This is a genomic window from Janthinobacterium sp. RA13, from assembly GCF_000745325.1.
GTDB classification, from domain to species: Bacteria; Pseudomonadota; Gammaproteobacteria; order Burkholderiales; family Burkholderiaceae_D; genus Janthinobacterium; species Janthinobacterium rivuli.
The window spans coordinates 2,015,148-2,031,238 of sequence record NZ_JQNP01000001.1 but is presented as its reverse complement, the minus strand read 5'-3'; the positions used below and the strand labels follow the sequence as shown (position 1 = coordinate 2,031,238).

General features: G+C 64.6%; 14 protein-coding genes. 9 read left to right on the top strand and 5 right to left on the bottom strand.

Features of this window, described 5'->3' with window-relative positions; genetic code table 11:
* The first annotated feature begins 19 nt into the window (after positions 1 to 19).
* Together FG13_RS08855 and FG13_RS08850 are read left to right on the top strand one after the other, a co-directional pair.
* A complete protein-coding gene (locus FG13_RS08855; protein ID WP_035820159.1) occupies positions 20 to 1,597 on the top strand; it encodes a CHASE2 domain-containing protein in 1,578 nt (525 codons plus the stop codon).
* A gap of 62 nt (positions 1,598 to 1,659) precedes the next feature.
* Positions 1,660 to 2,058, top strand: coding sequence for a GFA family protein (locus FG13_RS08850; protein WP_051958796.1), 399 nt, complete (start codon positions 1,660 to 1,662; stop codon positions 2,056 to 2,058).
* Between the two features lie 129 nt (positions 2,059 to 2,187).
* On the opposite strand, the gene FG13_RS08845 is transcribed toward FG13_RS08850, so the two are convergent.
* From FG13_RS08845 to FG13_RS08835, 3 genes are read right to left on the bottom strand one after another with little or no spacing between them, the layout of a single operon-like run.
* Positions 2,188 to 4,956 carry an Hsp70 family protein gene (locus FG13_RS08845; RefSeq protein ID WP_035820152.1) on the bottom strand — a complete coding sequence of 923 codons (2,769 nt, stop codon included), beginning with the start codon at positions 4,954 to 4,956 and terminating at the stop codon, positions 2,188 to 2,190.
* Positions 4,957 to 4,958: 2 nt separating this feature from the next.
* On the bottom strand, positions 4,959 to 6,830 hold the full coding sequence (locus tag FG13_RS08840) for an Hsp70 family protein (protein ID WP_035820151.1): 1,872 nt from the start codon (positions 6,828 to 6,830) through the stop codon (positions 4,959 to 4,961).
* Positions 6,827 to 7,408 carry a DUF2760 domain-containing protein gene (locus FG13_RS08835; protein WP_035820150.1) on the bottom strand — a complete coding sequence of 194 codons (582 nt, stop codon included), beginning with the start codon at positions 7,406 to 7,408 and terminating at the stop codon, positions 6,827 to 6,829. The genes FG13_RS08840 and FG13_RS08835 overlap by 4 nt, the downstream gene beginning before the upstream one ends.
* A gap of 265 nt (positions 7,409 to 7,673) precedes the next feature.
* On the opposite strand from FG13_RS08835, the gene FG13_RS08830 reads away from it, so the two are divergent.
* From FG13_RS08830 to urtE, 7 genes are all read left to right on the top strand, one after another.
* Positions 7,674 to 8,273: a transglutaminase-like domain-containing protein gene (locus tag FG13_RS08830; protein WP_035827719.1), complete on the top strand. Its 600-nt coding sequence runs from the start codon at positions 7,674 to 7,676 to the stop codon at positions 8,271 to 8,273.
* Positions 8,274 to 8,289: 16 nt separating this feature from the next.
* Positions 8,290 to 9,078, top strand: a complete 789-nt coding sequence (locus FG13_RS08825; RefSeq protein ID WP_035820149.1) for a DUF4349 domain-containing protein — start codon at positions 8,290 to 8,292, stop codon at positions 9,076 to 9,078.
* 198 nt (positions 9,079 to 9,276) lie between these two features.
* On the top strand, positions 9,277 to 10,530 hold the full coding sequence (gene urtA / locus FG13_RS08820; RefSeq protein WP_035820148.1) for an urea ABC transporter substrate-binding protein: 1,254 nt from the start codon (positions 9,277 to 9,279) through the stop codon (positions 10,528 to 10,530).
* A gap of 69 nt (positions 10,531 to 10,599) precedes the next feature.
* Positions 10,600 to 12,186 carry an urea ABC transporter permease subunit UrtB gene (urtB, locus tag FG13_RS08815; RefSeq protein WP_035820143.1) on the top strand — a complete coding sequence of 529 codons (1,587 nt, stop codon included), beginning with the start codon at positions 10,600 to 10,602 and terminating at the stop codon, positions 12,184 to 12,186.
* The gene (gene urtC / locus FG13_RS08810) at positions 12,183 to 13,304 is read left to right on the top strand and encodes an urea ABC transporter permease subunit UrtC (protein ID WP_035820141.1); all 1,122 of its coding nucleotides are present in this window, start codon (positions 12,183 to 12,185) and stop codon (positions 13,302 to 13,304) included. Before urtB ends, urtC begins: the two co-directional genes overlap by 4 nt.
* Entirely contained in the window at positions 13,301 to 14,131 is an 831-nt protein-coding gene (gene urtD, locus FG13_RS08805; RefSeq protein WP_035820139.1) for an urea ABC transporter ATP-binding protein UrtD, read from the top strand. The genes urtC and urtD overlap by 4 nt, the downstream gene beginning before the upstream one ends.
* A 6-nt stretch (positions 14,132 to 14,137) precedes the next feature.
* On the top strand, positions 14,138 to 14,836 hold the full coding sequence (gene urtE / locus FG13_RS08800) for an urea ABC transporter ATP-binding subunit UrtE (RefSeq protein ID WP_035820137.1): 699 nt from the start codon (positions 14,138 to 14,140) through the stop codon (positions 14,834 to 14,836).
* A gap of 2 nt (positions 14,837 to 14,838) precedes the next feature.
* Here the strand turns inward: urtE and FG13_RS08795 are convergent, their stop codons facing one another.
* Together FG13_RS08795 and FG13_RS08790 are read right to left on the bottom strand one after the other, a co-directional pair.
* On the bottom strand, positions 14,839 to 15,423 hold the full coding sequence (locus FG13_RS08795) for a chromate transporter (RefSeq protein ID WP_035820135.1): 585 nt from the start codon (positions 15,421 to 15,423) through the stop codon (positions 14,839 to 14,841).
* Positions 15,420 to 16,007 carry a chromate transporter gene (locus tag FG13_RS08790; protein WP_035820133.1) on the bottom strand — a complete coding sequence of 196 codons (588 nt, stop codon included), beginning with the start codon at positions 16,005 to 16,007 and terminating at the stop codon, positions 15,420 to 15,422. The genes FG13_RS08795 and FG13_RS08790 overlap by 4 nt, the downstream gene beginning before the upstream one ends.
* Positions 16,008 to 16,091: the final 84 nt, after the last annotated feature.

Genomic DNA, 16,091 nt, shown 5'->3' with positions numbered 1-16,091 from the left:
GTCATTATTTGTTGCTTGAATGATATTCCTGCAGCGCACGCAAGGGGAACGCACCGTGGAAACCAGCCAGCCGGATCAACCGCGCCCGCCACTCTGGCGGCGCCTGCTGTGGCCGGCCGTCCAGCTTGGCTCGGCCTTCAAGCTGACGGGCACGCATCTGCTGCACCACGTGATCGGCGCCAGCCTGATCGCCGCGCTGATGCTGGCGCTGGAAGGGTTGCACGTGCTCGAATGGCTCGATGCGGCCATGCTGCGGGCCAGCGCGGCGCAGGAACAGCTGCTGGACCGTGGCAAGGACCCGGGCGCCGCTTACCGGCCCGGCATCATCGAAATCGACCAGCCCGCGTTCGAACAGGTCTTCGACGAGCGCGAACCGCTGGAACGTTCGCGCCTGGAGCAATTGATTGCCAGCGCCGCCGCGCGCGGCAGCAAGGTGCTGGCCATCGACCTGGACCTGGCGCCGGCCGTGTATGAACAGCACAAGGCGGGCGAGCGGCCGCTGGACCGCCTGCTTGACCGGCTGGCCGCCGATGGCCGGCAACTGGTGCTGATCCTGCCCGAACAATCGGACCGCAACGCCAACCTGCCGTGGATACGCGCGCGCTGCGCGGCCGGCATCCACTTTGCCAGCCCGCGTATCCGCGAACGCATGGGCGCCGTCACGCGCATCGAGCTGAAAAGCCCCGTGCTGGCGGCCGTGGCTTTCGAGCTGGCGCATGGCGCCGACGAGCAGGAGCAGAAGCAGCCCATGCCGGCCGCCCTGTCCGAGCAAAAGGAAGTGGTGGCGCTGGCCGGCCGCGTGTGCCAGCTGGCGCGGCGCACGGACAGCGAAAAGACATTGGCGCGCTGGGCGTTCGAACCCGTCATCCGCGGCGACGCCAAGGCGGCGGCCGAACAGAACGCCGTCACTGCGCCGTTTCACCCGGCCGCCGTGGCGCCGCAATTCCTGAACCCTACGCGCACGCGCGTCAAACTGATCGATGGCCAGGCTGGCATGGATGCCGGGGCGCTGCGCAAGAACGTCGTGTATATCGGCAGCACGTATGACGTGCGCGACCGCTACACGACGGCCGAAGGCGAGCAGGCCGGCCTGCACTTGCATGCGGCCGCTCACACCTCGCTGGGCATCGGCACGGCCGATGTCAACAAATATGCGGTGTTCGTGGCCGATATCGTCATCGGCGTGCTGCTGGGCTGCCTGTTCGGCGGCCTGTGGACCCTGTACGGCCGCGCCGAACTGGCCATCGACCGGCGCATGGAAGACCACGATGTCAGCCGCCTGCACCGCATGGGGACCCTGGCGGAATTCTATGGCATCCGTTTGATACTGGTGCTGGTGTGGGCCTCGCCGTTTGCCATCGGCGCGCTGGCCATCTACCTGTCGCGCGGCTTGCTCGAGCAGGGCTGGTGGGTCAATCCCGGCCCGCTGATCGCCGGCATGTTCCTGCACGCGATGTCGCTGCGCGACGAAGCCCACCATCCGCACGAGGAAGTGCCTGGCCTGTCCGTGTGGGCACAGCTGCGCCGCACGCATCCGGGCATCGTGCTGGTGCAGGCGCCGCTGGCGGTGATGCTGTTGATCGTCGCCCTGATTTAGCGCAAACCGTGGCGCCGCAGCGGCGCTAAACTGGGCGCCTTTTTCATTTGCGGGAGGATGCCATGCTGAGCGGAGGATGTTTATGCGGCGACGTGCGCTACGAAGCGGGCACGGGCGCCTTCCATGAAACGGCCTGCCATTGCTCGATGTGCCGCCGCGCGTCGGGCGCGCCGTTTGTCGCCTGGTTCAGCGTGCCGAGGGCGAATTTTCGCTGGCTGCGGGGACAGGCCACGCCCTATGCTTCCAGCGAGCACTGCACGCGTAGTTTTTGCCCCCGCTGCGGCACGCAGCTGACGTTCGAGGACGGGCGCGACCCGGACGAGGTCGGGCTGACCACTGGCAGTCTCGATGAGCCAGGGCGCTTGCCGCCGCACAGCCATATCTATACGGACACGCAACTGGCGTGGGTGAAATTGGCCGATGGCTTGCCGCGGTATCGCGGGGCGCGTAGCGAGGGGTAAATGGCTTGTGGCAAGTAGGTCGGATTAGTGGGGGCCGCCGAGGCCGCAAGCGCGTAATCCGACAGGTGCTGCCGGCGATGTTGTCGGATTACGCCCTCCGGGCTAATCCGACCTACGTGATCAATGATGTCAGCCTATCAGCTTCAACCCCGGCGGCAGCGCCTCGCCCAGTATGCGGCGGGTAACAGCTTCGTCCAGCTGCGTCACTTCGCTGACCATCGCCTGCCACAGGGGCGGGGCGCCGACGGCTTTCAGGCGGGCGAGGATGGTGGTGCGCAGCGCGTCGCCGATGTCGCGCGAGCGGTCGCCCGTCATGCGCGCCAGGTGGGTGGCGGCAAACGCCGCCGGTTCCGTCTTTTTCCAGTCCAGCGCCAGCAGCACGTGCAGCCAGTCGGCCACGGTGGCGCTGTCGACCACTTCATGCGCGCTGCCGTGGAAAGGCTGGCGCGCGCCGACCCTGGCCAGCGCCCACAGCGTGTTCGTGTCCGCCGCTTCGCCCTTTTTATCAGCTTTCTGCAGCCGCTTGATCAGCCACGCGCCCACTTCGGCCTTGTAGGCGCCGGGGATGCGCTCGAGCGAGGCGCCCAGGCGCAGCATGTCGTCGTCGCTGCCGTTCACCAGCGTGACGGGGCGGCTGCCGCGCTGGGCCGCATCGGCTTGCAGGTTGAAGGCGAAGTCGTCGAGCAGGCGCAGTTGCTGCTCCGTGCTCAAGCCGCCGGCCACGCGGCGCCACAGGGTCCACCATTCGGCGCATACCTGGTTGTCCTTGTGGTGCTGCACGCCCGCGTCGAACATGGCCCACAGCTGCTCGATGCGCCACGGGTCGAGCGCATCGCCATAGCCGGGCCGCAAACAGTAGCCGGCCAGGTTCAGCCACACCCGCTCATGTTCGGCGGAGCGGCGCCGGCCACGGGCGCGCAGCAGCAAGGCGTCGAACAGCTGGCGCAGCAGGGGAGTGTCCCAGCTTTCTCGCCCGCCCAGTCCCCGTTCCAGGTGCTGGCGCAGCTGGCGCACTTCCTTGGTGTCGACCTTTTGCCCCTTGCCGCCGAAGATGCGCTCGATCTTGTCGACCGCTTCCTTGATGCGTGGCGAAACGGCTTGAGCCTCGCCATCGCTTTGCTCTTCCTTACCAGCCCGCAGCTGGAATTCCAGCAGCCAGCGCTGGTTCGCATCGGCTTCGGCCACACAGTGCACTTCCAGGGTGCCCACTTCCGTCATCACGGTTGCCAGCTGCACGGTGATGTCGCGCTTGTCGCCGCTTTCCGCTTGCAGCACGCTGGCCAGCGGCGGCAGGCGCAGGTATTCTCCGGCGTCCAGGTCGACGATCTCGCCCAGCTTGGGCGGCGTGCCCGCCTCAAAGAGGGACGTGGCCAGGTGAAAGCGCACGGGCCGACCCAGGCGCAGCGCGAACAGGCGCTCCGTCAGGCGGATCTCTTCGCCGCTGGCGCTGCCACGGGGCAGGATGCAGACGGCGCGCTTGTCCTTGCCCGCCTCGCCCAGCACGAGGAAATAGCTGCGCGGCGAGCCGCCGCCGATGCGCGGTGCCTGGCCACGCCGCGCCAGCGCGTAGGCGACGGCGCCACGGGCCACGGCCACGTCGGGATTGTCGTTATGCAGGATGGTCAGGGGCTGACCCCGCCAGTGCGCCATGGTTTCTGCCAGGCGGCGCGCCAGCGCGTCGGCGCGGAACACGCCGCCGTTCAGCAGCAGGGTATCGGGCAGTGCCCCTTGATGCTGTTGCAGAAAGCTGGCCAGGTGGCGCGTGATGGCCGCATCCTGCGCATACGGCAGGCCGAATTCGACGATGCCCGCGCGGCCTTTTTTCGCTGTCTCTGTGAGTTCCACCTTCGGGAAGAAGCCGTCGACCACCATGGCCGCCACCTCCTCGCGCGTGACGTCGGCGGAACGGCTGGCGCCAATCAGGCGCGAGCCTGCACCCAGCAGGGTGACGGTGGCCTTGTCGGGTGCGTCGCTGGAGAGCAGCAATTCCTTGGCGGCGCGGCAGCGCTCCATCAGCTGCGACAAGCGCGCGGCCGATAGCTTCATGCCGCCTTCGCTGCCAGCGGCCATGCGCGTTTCCACCAGGTGGGCCAGCGCCAGGTCCATATTGTCGCCGCCCAGTATCAAGTGGTTACCCACGCTGCTGCGCGTGAGCTGCGGTTCGCCGTCGTCATCGAAGGCGACATCGATCAGGCTGAAATCCGTGGTGCCGCCGCCCACGTCGCAGACTAAAATGCGGCGCGTGTCGGCCAGGTCGTCGCGCAGGGTGGCGCGCCGGCGCTGCAGGTAATCATAAAAAGCGGCCTGCGGTTCTTCCACCAGCCGCACCGTGGGCAAGCCCGCCATGCGGGCCGCTTCCAGCGTGAGTGCGCGCGCACCCTCGTCGAACGAGGCGGGAATGGTCAGCACCAGTTCCTGATCTTCGAGCGGAGAATCGGGGAAGCGGTGATGCCACGCGGCGCGCACATACGCGAGATAGCTGGCGCTGGCAGCTACAGGCGACACCTTGGCCACGTCTGCATCGGCGCCCCACGGCAGGATGGGTGCCTGGCGGTCCACGTTTGCATGCGACAGCCAGCTCTTCGCGCTGGAAACGAGCCGGCCCGGCACCTGGGCGCCGAGCTGGCGCGCCAGGGCGCCCAGCACGGCATGTTCCAGGTCTTGCTGTGGCCACGGCAGCTGCAAGTCGCCCGCCGCCAGTTCGCCGGCGGCGGGGTGGTAGCGCAGGGACGGCAGCAGGGGGCGTGCGCCCACTTCGCCTGGCGCGACCAGCTGCTCGATGGCGAACAGATTTATTTCAGCCTGCGCATCATTGGCTTTGGCATAGGCGACCACCGTGTTGGTGGTGCCCAGGTCGATGCCGACCAGGAAGGCCGGCTGCACCTTCGCGCCGCGCATGCTTATGGTTGCGGCGTGCCGCGCACGTCGAATTCCACTTTCCAGCGCTCGGCACCGTCAGGGGACACGGCCAGCAGTTCCAGGGTGCCCGCTTCCGTCACGCGCGCGTGCAGTTTGACCTGCACCACGTCGCCGGCCGACCGGCCTTCGGCGGACAAGGTCGCCTGGATTTCGCTCAGTTCCTGCAATTCATCGGGACCCCAGAAGTCGAGCAAGTTGCCGATCTGGTCGTTGCGGCGCGTGGACGAGGCGAAGAAGCGGAAGTGCACGGGTTCACCCACGACGAGGCCGAATTGCTGGCCCGGCAGTTCCAGTTCGCTGCCTTCTTCCATGCCGAACGGCGCCACGCACAGGGCCTGGATCGGCGGTTCCATGCCGGGGATGGCCGGCATGGCCGATTCGATGGCGACATAAAAGGCGCTGGCCGTGCCGCCGCGTATGCGCACGCCATGGCCGCGCCGCACGTAGCTGTAATAGGCCGCGCCGCGCGCGACGGCCAGGTCCAGGTCGGCCCCGGCCAGCATGCGCGCCGGTTCCGCGCCTTCCATGTACAGCCAGTCGTTGACGGTCGCCATGATGCGCTGGACCAGCAAGTCGGATTTGAAGACGCCGCCGTTGAACAGCACGGCCGTCGGGTGCAAGAAGCTGGCGCCGTCCGCCTGGCGGCCCGCAAAGCCTTCCAGTTCGCTGGTGGCCGCCACTTGCCGGCCCAGGAAGGCGGCCAGGTGGCGCGTGATGGCCGCGTCCTGCGCATACGGCAAGCCCAGTTGCGTCAGGCCGGCGCGCGTGCGCACGGCAGGGCGGCTCGATGCTTCGACCTGCGGGAAGAAACCGTCGAGGATGAAGGTGGATACTTCCGCGCGCGTGAGTTCCGTGCGGATGGAGCCGCCGATCAGTTTCGAGCCGCGGCTCGGCACGACGATCGGCGCCGTTTCCATGCCGCTGTCGGCCAGCAGGCTTTCCTTGGCGCTGCGGCAGCCATAAGTGAGCGCGCGCATTTGCCAGGCGTCGAGCTGGGTGCCGTTGGCGGCCAGCTTGCGCGCCACCAGGTGGGCCAGCGCCAGATCCATATTGTCGCCGCCGAGCAGGATGTGTTCACCGACTGCCACGCGATGCGGTTCCAGCACGCCGTCGCGTTCGAGCACGGCGATCAGCGAAAAGTCGCTGGTGCCGCCGCCCACGTCGACGACCAGGATGATGTCGCCCGGCTTGACTTCCTTGCGCCAGCGGCCTTCGCTGGTCTGGATCCAGCTGTACAGGGCCGCTTGCGGCTCTTCCAGCAAGGTCAATGAGGTGTAGCCGGCCGCCTGCGCCGCTTCCATCGTCAGCTCGCGCGCGGCCGGGTCGAACGAGGCGGGAATCGTCACGGTGATTTCCTGCTGCGCGAACGGCGCTTGCGGGTGGGCGTTGTCCCAGGCCTGGCGCAAGTGCGTCAGGTAGCGCGTGGCGGCCGTGATGGGCGAAATGCGCGCCACTTCGGCCGGCGCGTCGTTCGGCAGGATGGCTGCGCGGCGGTCCACGCCCGGGTGGCACAACCAGCTTTTCGCGCTCGACACCAGACGGATCGGCGTGGTGGCGCCTCGGCTGCGGGCCATTTCGCCGACGACGAACGGCGCTTCGGCTTCCTCGGTAACCCAGGGCAGGGCCAGGTCGCCCGCCGCCACTTCATCGGCGTGCGGCAGATAGACGAACGACGGCAGCAAGGAAAGCTCTTCGACGGTGCCCGGCGCCGACAGTTGCGGCACTTTCAGCACGCCGTGGCTGGATTGCTCGCCGTCGCTCTCGACCAGGTTCACATACGACAGGGCGCTGTGGGTGGTGCCCAGGTCGATGCCGATGGCGTAGCGCGGGGTGTTGTTCGTTGTGTCGTTCACAGTTCCACCTCGGCCGGTGCCAGGATGGCGGCGTCGTGCTGCTCGCTCAGTTTCGGCAGGCGCACGCTGGACGCGCGCCAGCCACGATGGCTCAATGTACCCGTGAATGGCGCTGAACCGACGACGTTGCCCGTCAGGCGTACTTGCGCGCTGTCAAAACCCTCTTGCAGGACGATGCGGCTGCCCTCGGCTTCCTGGCGCACGGCCTCGATGGTGAAGTATTCGCGCATGACCTTGGCGCAGCCTTCATGCACGACGCGGGCGGCAGCACCGATGTCGGCATCGGCATGGCTGCCCAGGTTTTCCTGGGTGAAGTCGATCAATCGCGCTTCGCGTTGCAGCAGGGCCAGCAATTGCAGGGCGGCGTCTGGCGTCGCTTCTTTCAAAATGATGGGTGCGGCGGCTGGCGTCGGCACGGGCGCTGGCGCAGGTGCCACTGGCGCGACGGGAGCGGCTTCGGGCAGGGACAGCTTTTCCACGCGGGCCGCATAGGCGGCGTCCGACAGGGTGCTGAAGAAGGCGCCGAAGGCCAGCGGGACACGGCGCCAGAACGATGGGTGGGACGATGATGTGCTCATAGGGAACTCGTTTCTCTGATCTGTAGGGAGGCGTCGGCGGCGCGCCCGGTGGCGGGGCCGCTTCGCAGGGCAGTGCATGTGCCGGGTCTATATGGCCGGCTGCGTTTGCCCGCATGATACCAGCTACCGGGCCGGCGCCAAAGTCGCCGCCCCCCGCGCAGAGAGCCTGACGCGTGGATTTTCTTTGTTCCTGCGCAAGGAAACGCTCGATTTCATGCTGTTTCGTCTAGAATCGCGCATTATCTTTTTGCATGACCTGGATGCCATGTCTACCGACTTTTCCATCTATCTAGCCAGCAGCCTGTATATCGACAGCGACCATCCGGCCGTGCGCGCCAAGGCAGCCGCATTGGCGGCAGGCGCGGTGGGCCACGCCGCCATCGCGGCCCGCTGCTTTGCCTTTGTGCGCGACGAGGTGGCCCACAGCTGGGACTACCAGCGCAATCCCGTCACTTGCCGCGCTTCCGACGTCTTGCAGCATGGCACGGGCTATTGCTATGCGAAGAGCCATTTGCTGGCCGCGCTGCTGCGCGCCAACGGCATTCCTGCCGGCCTGTGCTACCAGCGCCTGGCCGTCGGCGAAGTGGGGCCGCCGTTTTGTCTGCATGGCTTGAATGCCGTGTATCTGCAGGACTTCGGCTGGTACCGCATCGATGCGCGTGGCAACAAGCCCGGCGTCGATGCCGCCTTCACGCCGCCGCGCGAGCAGCTGGCCTTTCCCGTGCTGGCGCCCGAGGAACGCGACTTGCCGGAAATCTGGGCGGAACCGCTGCCGCAGGTGGTGGCGTCCCTGACCGGCCATGCGACGGTGCAGGACGTGGCGGCGCACTTGCCCGATATTGAATTGTTGCCTCTGCAAAAATAATCCAAAGAAAGAAACCATGAAAAAAATCTGTATTGGCCTGATCGGCCTGATGTTGCTGGCCGGTTGCGGCAGCAAGGGCGAGAGCGGCGGGCAGTCGAGCGCCGCGCGCCTTGAGGGCAAGGAAAAGGGCAGCGAGTTTCTTGCCTATGAACATAATGTCAGCGTCGATACGAATGAGGCGCAAGTGCGGCCCCTGTATGAAAAGGTGGTCGCCGCCTGCAAGGCCGACACGGAAAACGGCTGCTTGCTGCTCGATTCCAGCGTCGACAGCGGCCGCTATGTGCATGCGCGCATCAGCATGCGCGCCAAGCCGGCTGGCATCAAGAAGCTCGTCGCGCTGGTCACGGCCGAAGGCGACGTCACCAGCCAGGGCACCAAGGTGGAAGACCTGGGCCGTCCTGTGCTCGATAGCAAGAAACGCCTGGAAATGCTCAAGCAATATCAGGCGCAATTGCAAGACCTGGAAAAGCGTTCAGGCACGAACGTCGATGCCCTGATCAAGGTGAGCAAGGAACTGGCCACCGTGCAAGTGGAGCTGGAGCAGGCGACGGCGGCCAATGCGCTGTTGATGCAGCGCATCGACACGGATTTGCTGAACGTCGTCATCAGTGCTGAAGGCAAGCAATCGTTCTGGCGGCCCGTCAAGCGCGCGCTGGGCAATTTCACGGAAAACCTGTCGGAAGGCGTGGCCAACGCCATCACGGCCATGGCGTACATTCTGCCGTGGCTGATCGCTTTTGTGCTGCTGTTCCCGCTGGGACGCAAGGGCTGGCGCCGCCTGCGTGGAGCGCCGCGCAAGGATTGATGCCGGAATTGTTGCGTCCGGCGCACCGTTTTACGGCAATTTGAAACCTGGCTGCACAGTCCTTGTGCAGCCAGGTTTTTTTTCGTGCGGCAAAAGCCGCGTGCACCATGGCGGACACCTGCTGGTGCTGGCATGCATTCTGCTTTAACAACATCGTATGCCCAGCTTTGATCCCACGAACCCATCACAGGAGTCCCCATGTCACGACGCATCATCCTGAAAGCGGCCGCCGCCGGCGCCCTGGCCCTGGCCACGTCCACTTATATGCAGGCAGCCCTGGCCGCCGATACGATCAAGGTGGGCATTTTGCACTCGCTGTCGGGCACCATGGCCATTTCCGAAACGTCGCTCAAGGATGTGGCGCTGATGACGATTGCCGAAATCAATGCCAAGGGTGGCGTGCTGGGCAAGAAGCTGGAAGCCGTCGTCGTCGATCCGGCGTCGAACTGGCCTTTGTTCGCGGAAAAAGCGCGCCAACTGGTGGCGCAGGATAATGTAGCTGTCGTGTTTGGCTGCTGGACGTCCGTGTCGCGCAAGTCGGTTTTACCCGTGTTCAAGGAACTCAACAGTCTGCTGTTTTACCCGGTGCAATATGAGGGCGAGGAGCTGGAAAAGAACGTGTTTTATACGGGCGCGGCACCGAACCAGCAGGCGATTCCCGCCGTCGAATACCTGATGAGCAAGGATGGCGGCGGCGCCAAGCGCTTCGTGCTGCTGGGCACGGATTACGTGTATCCGCGCACCACCAACAAGATCCTGCGCGCCTTCCTGAAAAGCAAGGGCGTCAAGGATAGCGATATCAGCGAGGTCTACACGCCGTTCGGCCATGCCGACTATCAAACCATCGTCGCCAACATCAAGAAGTTTTCCACGGGCGGCAAGACGGCCGTCATTTCCACCATCAATGGCGATTCGAACGTGCCGTTCTACAAGGAACTGGGTAATGCCGGCTTGAAAGCCACGGACGTGCCCGTCGTCGCGTTTTCCGTGGGCGAGGAAGAGTTGCGCGGCATCGATACCAAGCCCTTGCTTGGCCACTTGGCGGCGTGGAATTATTTCGAGTCCGTCAAGAATCCCGTGAATACGGCCTTCATCAAGCAGTGGAAAGCCTATGCTGTGGCGCAAAAGCTGCCGAACGCGGGTTCGGTCGTGACGAACGACCCGATGGAAGCGACCTATGTCGGCATCCACATGTGGGCGCAAGCCGTGGAAAAAGCCAAGTCGACCGATACCGACAAGGTGATCGCCGCCATGGCCGGCCAGAGCGTCAAGGCGCCGTCGGGCTTCACCCTGACCATGGATGCGACCAATCACCACCTGCACAAGCCCGTGATGATCGGCGAGATCAAGGCTGATGGGCAATTCAATGTCGTGTGGAAAACCAAGGAACCGATACGCGCCCAGCCGTGGAGCCCGTTCATCAAGGGCAATGAGGGCAAACAAAAGCTGTAAAGAGCCACGCCAGCGCCATCGGGCAATGCGTCCGGTGGTGCCGACCATCAACGCTTTTCCGGGATATCAATGAGGCTATTCACATCGCTGCTGGTCTTCGCCTGCCTGTGCCTGTCATCCATGGCCCAGGCCGCCATCGATCCATCCTTGCTCAAACCGCTGGCCGGCGACGACCCCGATGCCAGGGTCGCCGCCGTCGCCCAGATCGCCGCCCTGGCCACGCCCGAGGCTGCCAAGGTGCTGCAAGCCTTGCAGGACGATCAGTTATATGCCGCGCCCGACGGCAAGGTGTATATCGTCGATGGCGAGCAGGCGGTTGACCCCGCAAGCGGCCAGAACGTGCCGATGCCGGAAGGCATCGATGGCGTGATGGTCAACAACCGCTTGCGCTCGGCCGTGGCGGGCGCTCTCTCGGGGTTGAAGCTGCTGGCTTCCGAGCGGAGCACGCGCCTGGCTGCCGCGCAAGCCTTGCAAAAGGCGGTCGATCCCGCGCAAATCCCCTTGATCCGCACGGCGCTGGGGCGGGAAAACGATGCTGAAATTAAACAACTATTGCAAGTGCTGATCGCCAGCGCCAACCTGCATGCGCCCGATGCGGCCACACGCAAGCAAGCTGTGCAGGCGCTGGCCGGCAGCAGCGATGCCCGGCTGCTGCCCGTGCTGCAAGCCATGCTGGACAAAGGGGGCGAGCCCGACGAAGCCGTGCAGCTGGCCGCCATCGAGACTATGCGCCAGATCAAGGGACGAGTGGCGCGCATGGAATTCGCTGGCAATGTGTTTTACGGCATCTCTCTGGGCAGCGTGCTGCTGCTGGCCGCCTTGGGGCTGGCCATCACGTTTGGCTTGATGGGCATCATTAACATGGCGCATGGCGAATTGCTGATGATAGGCGCTTACACGACGTATCTGTGCCAGCTGTTCTTCCGCAACTTCCTGCCTGGCCTGCAGGATGCGTACCTGCTGGCGGCGCTACCGGCCGCCTTCCTCGTCGCCGGGCTGGTGGGCGTGGCGCTCGAGCGCACGGTGATCCGCTGGCTGTACGGGCGGCCGCTGGAAACCCTGCTGGCCACCTGGGGCATTAGCCTGATCCTCATGCAGGCCGTGCGCACGATCTTTGGCGCGCAAAACGTGGAAGTGGCCAATCCGGCCTGGATGTCGGGCGGCGTCACCGTGCTGGGCGGCCTCGTGCTGCCGTATAACCGCCTCGCCATCATCGGCTTTGCCGTCGTTGTCGTGGTGGCCGTGTGGTTGATTTTGAACAAGACACGCCTGGGCCTGTTCGTGCGGGCCGTCACGCAAAACCGCCGCATGGCCGATTGCGTAGGCGTGGCCACGGGCAAGGTCGACATGCTGACCTTCGGCCTCGGTTCCGGCATCGCGGGCCTGGGTGGCGTGGCCTTGTCGCAGCTGGGCAATGTGGGACCGGACCTGGGCCAAAGCTACATCGTCGATTCCTTCATGGTGGTGGTGCTCGGTGGCGTGGGCCAACTGGCCGGCACCGTGATCGCCGCGCTGGGCCTGGGTGAAGTGAACAAATTCCTCGAACCGGTGGCGGGCGCCGTGCTGGCGAAGATCGCCATTCTCGTGTTCATCATCATTTTCATCCAGCGCCGGCCGCAGGGCCTGTTTGCCATGAAGGGACGCAGCGTCGAATGACTACCTCCTATCCGATAAAGCAGGGCCTGTTCACGCGGCCCGTCTGGCTGGCCATTGCCGCCTGCACGCTGCTGGCAGCGCTATTGCCGATGTTTAATCTGACGTTTGCCGAAGGCCATGCGCTGCACGTGTCCGCCTACACGGTGGCGCTGGTGGGCAAGTTCATGTGTTACGCGCTGGCCGCGCTGGCGCTGGACCTCGTCTGGGGCTACACGGGCATCCTGTCCCTGGGCCATGGCGTGTTCTTTGCGCTGGGCGCGTATGCGCACGGCATGTATCTGATGCGCGCCATCGGCGACCAGGGCCAGTACCACAGCAGCTTGCCCGATTTCATGGTCTTTCTCGACTGGAAAACCTACCCTTGGTACTGGGCGTTCACGGAACATTTCTGGTATTGCATGGCGCTCGTCGTGCTGGTGCCCGGCGTGCTGGCGTTTGTCTTCGGTTATTTTGCGTTTCGCTCGCGCATCAAGGGCGTGTATTTTTCCATCATCACGCAAGCGATGACGTATGCCTTCATGCTCTTGTTCTTCCGCAATGACACAGGCTTTGGCGGCAACAACGGTTTCACGGATTTTAAGACGATATTGGGCCATAGCATCACGGCGCCCGCCACCCGGGCCGTGCTGTTCCTGCTGACCCTGGCCTTCCTGCTGGCCGCCTTGATCGGCGCGCGCGCCATCGTCCGCTCGAAACTGGGCCGGGTGCTGCAGGGCGTGCGTGACAGCGAAGCGCGCTTGATGTTCCTCGGCTACAACCCGCTGTGGTTCAAGCTGTTCGTCTGGACCTTGTCGGCCGTGCTGTGCGGCATCGCCGGCGCCCTGTACGTGCCGCAAGTGGGCATTATCAACCCGTCCGAAATGTCACCGGCCAATTCCATCGAAATGGTCGTGTGGGTGGCCGTCGGCGGACGGGGCACACTGATCGGTCCCATGCTGGGCGCCTTCACCGTCAATGGCTTGAAAAGCTGGTTCACGGCCGCCTTGCCGGAACTGTGGTTGTTCGCGCTGGGGCTGCTGTTCATCGTCGTGACCCTGTTCATGCAGCAGGGCATGCTCGGTGTGTTGAGCAAGCTCAAACGCAAAAAAACGGCCGTCGTGGCAGAGGAGGCCGCATGAGCATCCGCATGTTGCCCGGCATGGCCAGCACCGAGGCTGGCGCCACGTATTCGCGCGTGAAAGGCGAGGGCCTCGATACGACGCATGGCGCGATTTTGTACCTCGAAGACATCAGCGTGTCGTTCGACGGCTTCAAGGCCATCAACAAGCTGAGTCTCGATATTTCCGTGGGCGAATTGCGCTGCATCATCGGCCCTAACGGGGCCGGCAAGACGACGATGATGGATGTGATCACCGGCAAGACGCGGCCCACGTCCGGCACGGCCTGGTTTGGCCAGACCATGAACCTGGCCACCATGACGGAAGCGCAAATCGCCCACGCTGGCATTGGCCGCAAGTTCCAGCGCCCCACCGTGTTCGAGCAGCACACGGTGTTCGACAACCTGGAACTGGCGATGAAAATGGACAAGCGCGTGGCGCCCACCCTGTTTGCGCGTTTAAGCTCGGAGCAGGCAGGCAAGATCGAAGCGATATTGCGCTTGATCCGCCTCAACGGCCAGGAAGCGCGGCCGGCCGGCTTGCTGTCGCACGGGCAAAAGCAGTGGCTGGAAATCGGCATGCTTTTGATGCAGGAGCCGCAGCTGATTCTATTGGACGAACCCGTGGCCGGCATGTCGGATGCGGAAACGGCACGCACGGCGGAATTGCTCAATGAATTGCGCGGCAAGCATTCCATCATGGTGGTCGAGCACGACATGGGTTTTGTGACGGACATTGCCCAGCAAGGCATCGTCACCGTGTTGCATGAGGGTTCCGTGCTGGCGCAGGGCCGCATGGACGAAGTGCAGGCCGACGAGCGCGTCATCGAAGTCTATCTGGGAAGGTGAACACATATGCTGGAAGTCGAGCAATTGAATCAATACTATGGTTCCTCGCACACCTTGCGCGGCATCAACCTGTCGGCGCGCAAGGGCGAATGCCTGGCCTTGCTGGGCAGGAATGGCGTGGGCAAGACGACCTTGTTGAAATGCCTGATGGGCGTGCTGCCCGTGGCGCAGGGCACGGTGGTGTTCCAGGGGCGCGACATCACGAAACTGACGCCGCATGCGCGGGCCAAGCTGGGCATCGCCTACGTGCCGCAGGGGCGCGACATCTTTGTGCGCCTGACGGTCGAGGAAAACTTGCTGATGGGTATGGCGAGCAAGCGGGGCAGGCAAGCGTCGCGCATCGATCCCCACGTGTATGAACTGTTTCCGGTGCTCAAAGAGATGCTGCAGCGGCGCGGCGGAGATTTGTCTGGTGGGCAACAGCAGCAGCTGGCCATCGCCCGCGCCCTGCTGGCCGAGCCGCAATTAATCATCTTCGACGAGCCGACGGAGGGTATTCAGCCCTCCGTCATCAAGGATATCGGCCGCGTCATTTCCTTGTTGAAACAGCGCGGCGACATGGCCATCGTGCTGTGCGAACAGTATTTTGATTTCGCCCGCGAGCTGGCCGACGAATTCATCGTCCTGTCGCGCGGCAGCGTCGTCGCCAGCGGACCGGCGGCGCAGATGGATGGCGACGACGTGAAGCGGCACCTGGCCGTGTAAGGTCAGACGAGCTGGAACCAGCCTAGCACGGCCCCTGCCGCCAGCAGCCACAGCAAATGGATCTTCGTGCGCCAGATGATGAGGCCAGCCACGATGGACAGGCTCCACAGGGGCCAGTCGGTGCGGATGTCATGGTTGGCGCCGCCCAAAATCATGCCCGTGGAAATCAGGAGGGCGACGACGATGGGCGCCATGCCTTGCTTGAAGGCGCGCACGGGGAGCAGGTCGCGGTTGCGGTAGCCCCACTGGGCCGCCACGTAGGTGAGGGTGGTGCTGGGCAGCATGATGCCCACCATGGTGATGAACACGCCCAGGTAGGCGGCCGTGTAGCTGCCCGCGTTCATGCCCACGTTCCAGCCCATCAGGGCGACGAACAGCACGTTCGGGCCCGGCGCGGCCTGGGCGATGGCGATCGACTCGTTGAATTGCGCCTGCGTCAGCCAGCCATGCTGTTCGACGAGGAAGCGGTGCATTTCGGAAGTGGTGGAAATGGCGCCGCCGATCGACATCAGCGACAGCATCAGGTAGTGGCCGAACAGGTTCAGCCAGTCGCCCGTGCTCAACACCAGTTGCAAGGGCGGATTCATGCTGACAGCTTTCGATAGGTGAGCAGGCAGCCGATGCCGCCCAGGCCCAGCAGGATGTACAGCAGGGGCCAGCGCAAGATCGCCACCATCAGCACGCCCAGCACGGTGATGGACAAGGTCAGCCACAGGGGCAGCGGATGCTTGGTCAGCGCGGTCGCCAGTTTCACGCCCGTGGCGGCGATCATGCCGGCCGACACGGCCGCCATGCCGCGCAAGGCGCCCGCCATCTGCGGATTGTCGCCAAAGCGCGTGTACAGCACACCCAGCACCAGCACGATGATGAGGGGCGCGGCCAGCATGCCGGCCAGCGCCGTCAGCGCGCCCTTCAAGCCGAAATAGCGCCCGCCCATCATCAGCGACAGGTTGACGACATTTGGCCCGGGCATGATTTGCGCCACGGCCCAGTCTTCCAGGAATTCTTCCTGCGTCAGCCAGCGCTTGCGCTCGACCATCTCGCGCTGGATCACGGCCAGCACGCCGCCAAAGCCTTGCAGGGCCAGCCAGGTGAACGAGAAGAACAGGTCGGCAAGCGAAGCGGGTTGCGGACGGGGCTGGTCGGGCGGAAGGGAGGAGGGTGAGGGCATAGCTGATTATCGCCGTGGCCGTTCGCGCTTGTCCATCGCTTTCGGCAGCGCTTGTGCCTGCAAGAAAAAAACCGTGGCTCATGT

Bases quoted from the DNA above. Each gene is read 5' to 3' on its own strand.
- FG13_RS08825 (WP_035820149.1), top strand. From the start codon at position 8,290: ATGAAAAAAATCTGTATTGGCCTGATCGGCCTGATGTTGCTGGCCGGT.
- FG13_RS08845 (WP_035820152.1), bottom strand. From the start codon at position 4,956: ATGCGCGGCGCGAAGGTGCAGCCGGCCTTCCTGGTCGGCATCGACCTG.
- FG13_RS08850 (WP_051958796.1), top strand. From the start codon at position 1,660: ATGCTGAGCGGAGGATGTTTATGCGGCGACGTGCGCTACGAAGCGGGC.
- urtE (WP_035820137.1), top strand. From the start codon at position 14,138: ATGCTGGAAGTCGAGCAATTGAATCAATACTATGGTTCCTCGCACACC.
- FG13_RS08835 (WP_035820150.1), bottom strand. From the start codon at position 7,408: ATGAGCACATCATCGTCCCACCCATCGTTCTGGCGCCGTGTCCCGCTG.
- FG13_RS08830 (WP_035827719.1), top strand. From the start codon at position 7,674: ATGTCTACCGACTTTTCCATCTATCTAGCCAGCAGCCTGTATATCGAC.
- urtA (WP_035820148.1), top strand. From the start codon at position 9,277: ATGTCACGACGCATCATCCTGAAAGCGGCCGCCGCCGGCGCCCTGGCC.
- FG13_RS08855 (WP_035820159.1), top strand. From the start codon at position 20: ATGATATTCCTGCAGCGCACGCAAGGGGAACGCACCGTGGAAACCAGC.
- urtD (WP_035820139.1), top strand. From the start codon at position 13,301: ATGAGCATCCGCATGTTGCCCGGCATGGCCAGCACCGAGGCTGGCGCC.
- FG13_RS08790 (WP_035820133.1), bottom strand. From the start codon at position 16,007: ATGCCCTCACCCTCCTCCCTTCCGCCCGACCAGCCCCGTCCGCAACCC.
- urtB (WP_035820143.1), top strand. From the start codon at position 10,600: ATGAGGCTATTCACATCGCTGCTGGTCTTCGCCTGCCTGTGCCTGTCA.
- urtC (WP_035820141.1), top strand. From the start codon at position 12,183: ATGACTACCTCCTATCCGATAAAGCAGGGCCTGTTCACGCGGCCCGTC.
- FG13_RS08795 (WP_035820135.1), bottom strand. From the start codon at position 15,423: ATGAATCCGCCCTTGCAACTGGTGTTGAGCACGGGCGACTGGCTGAAC.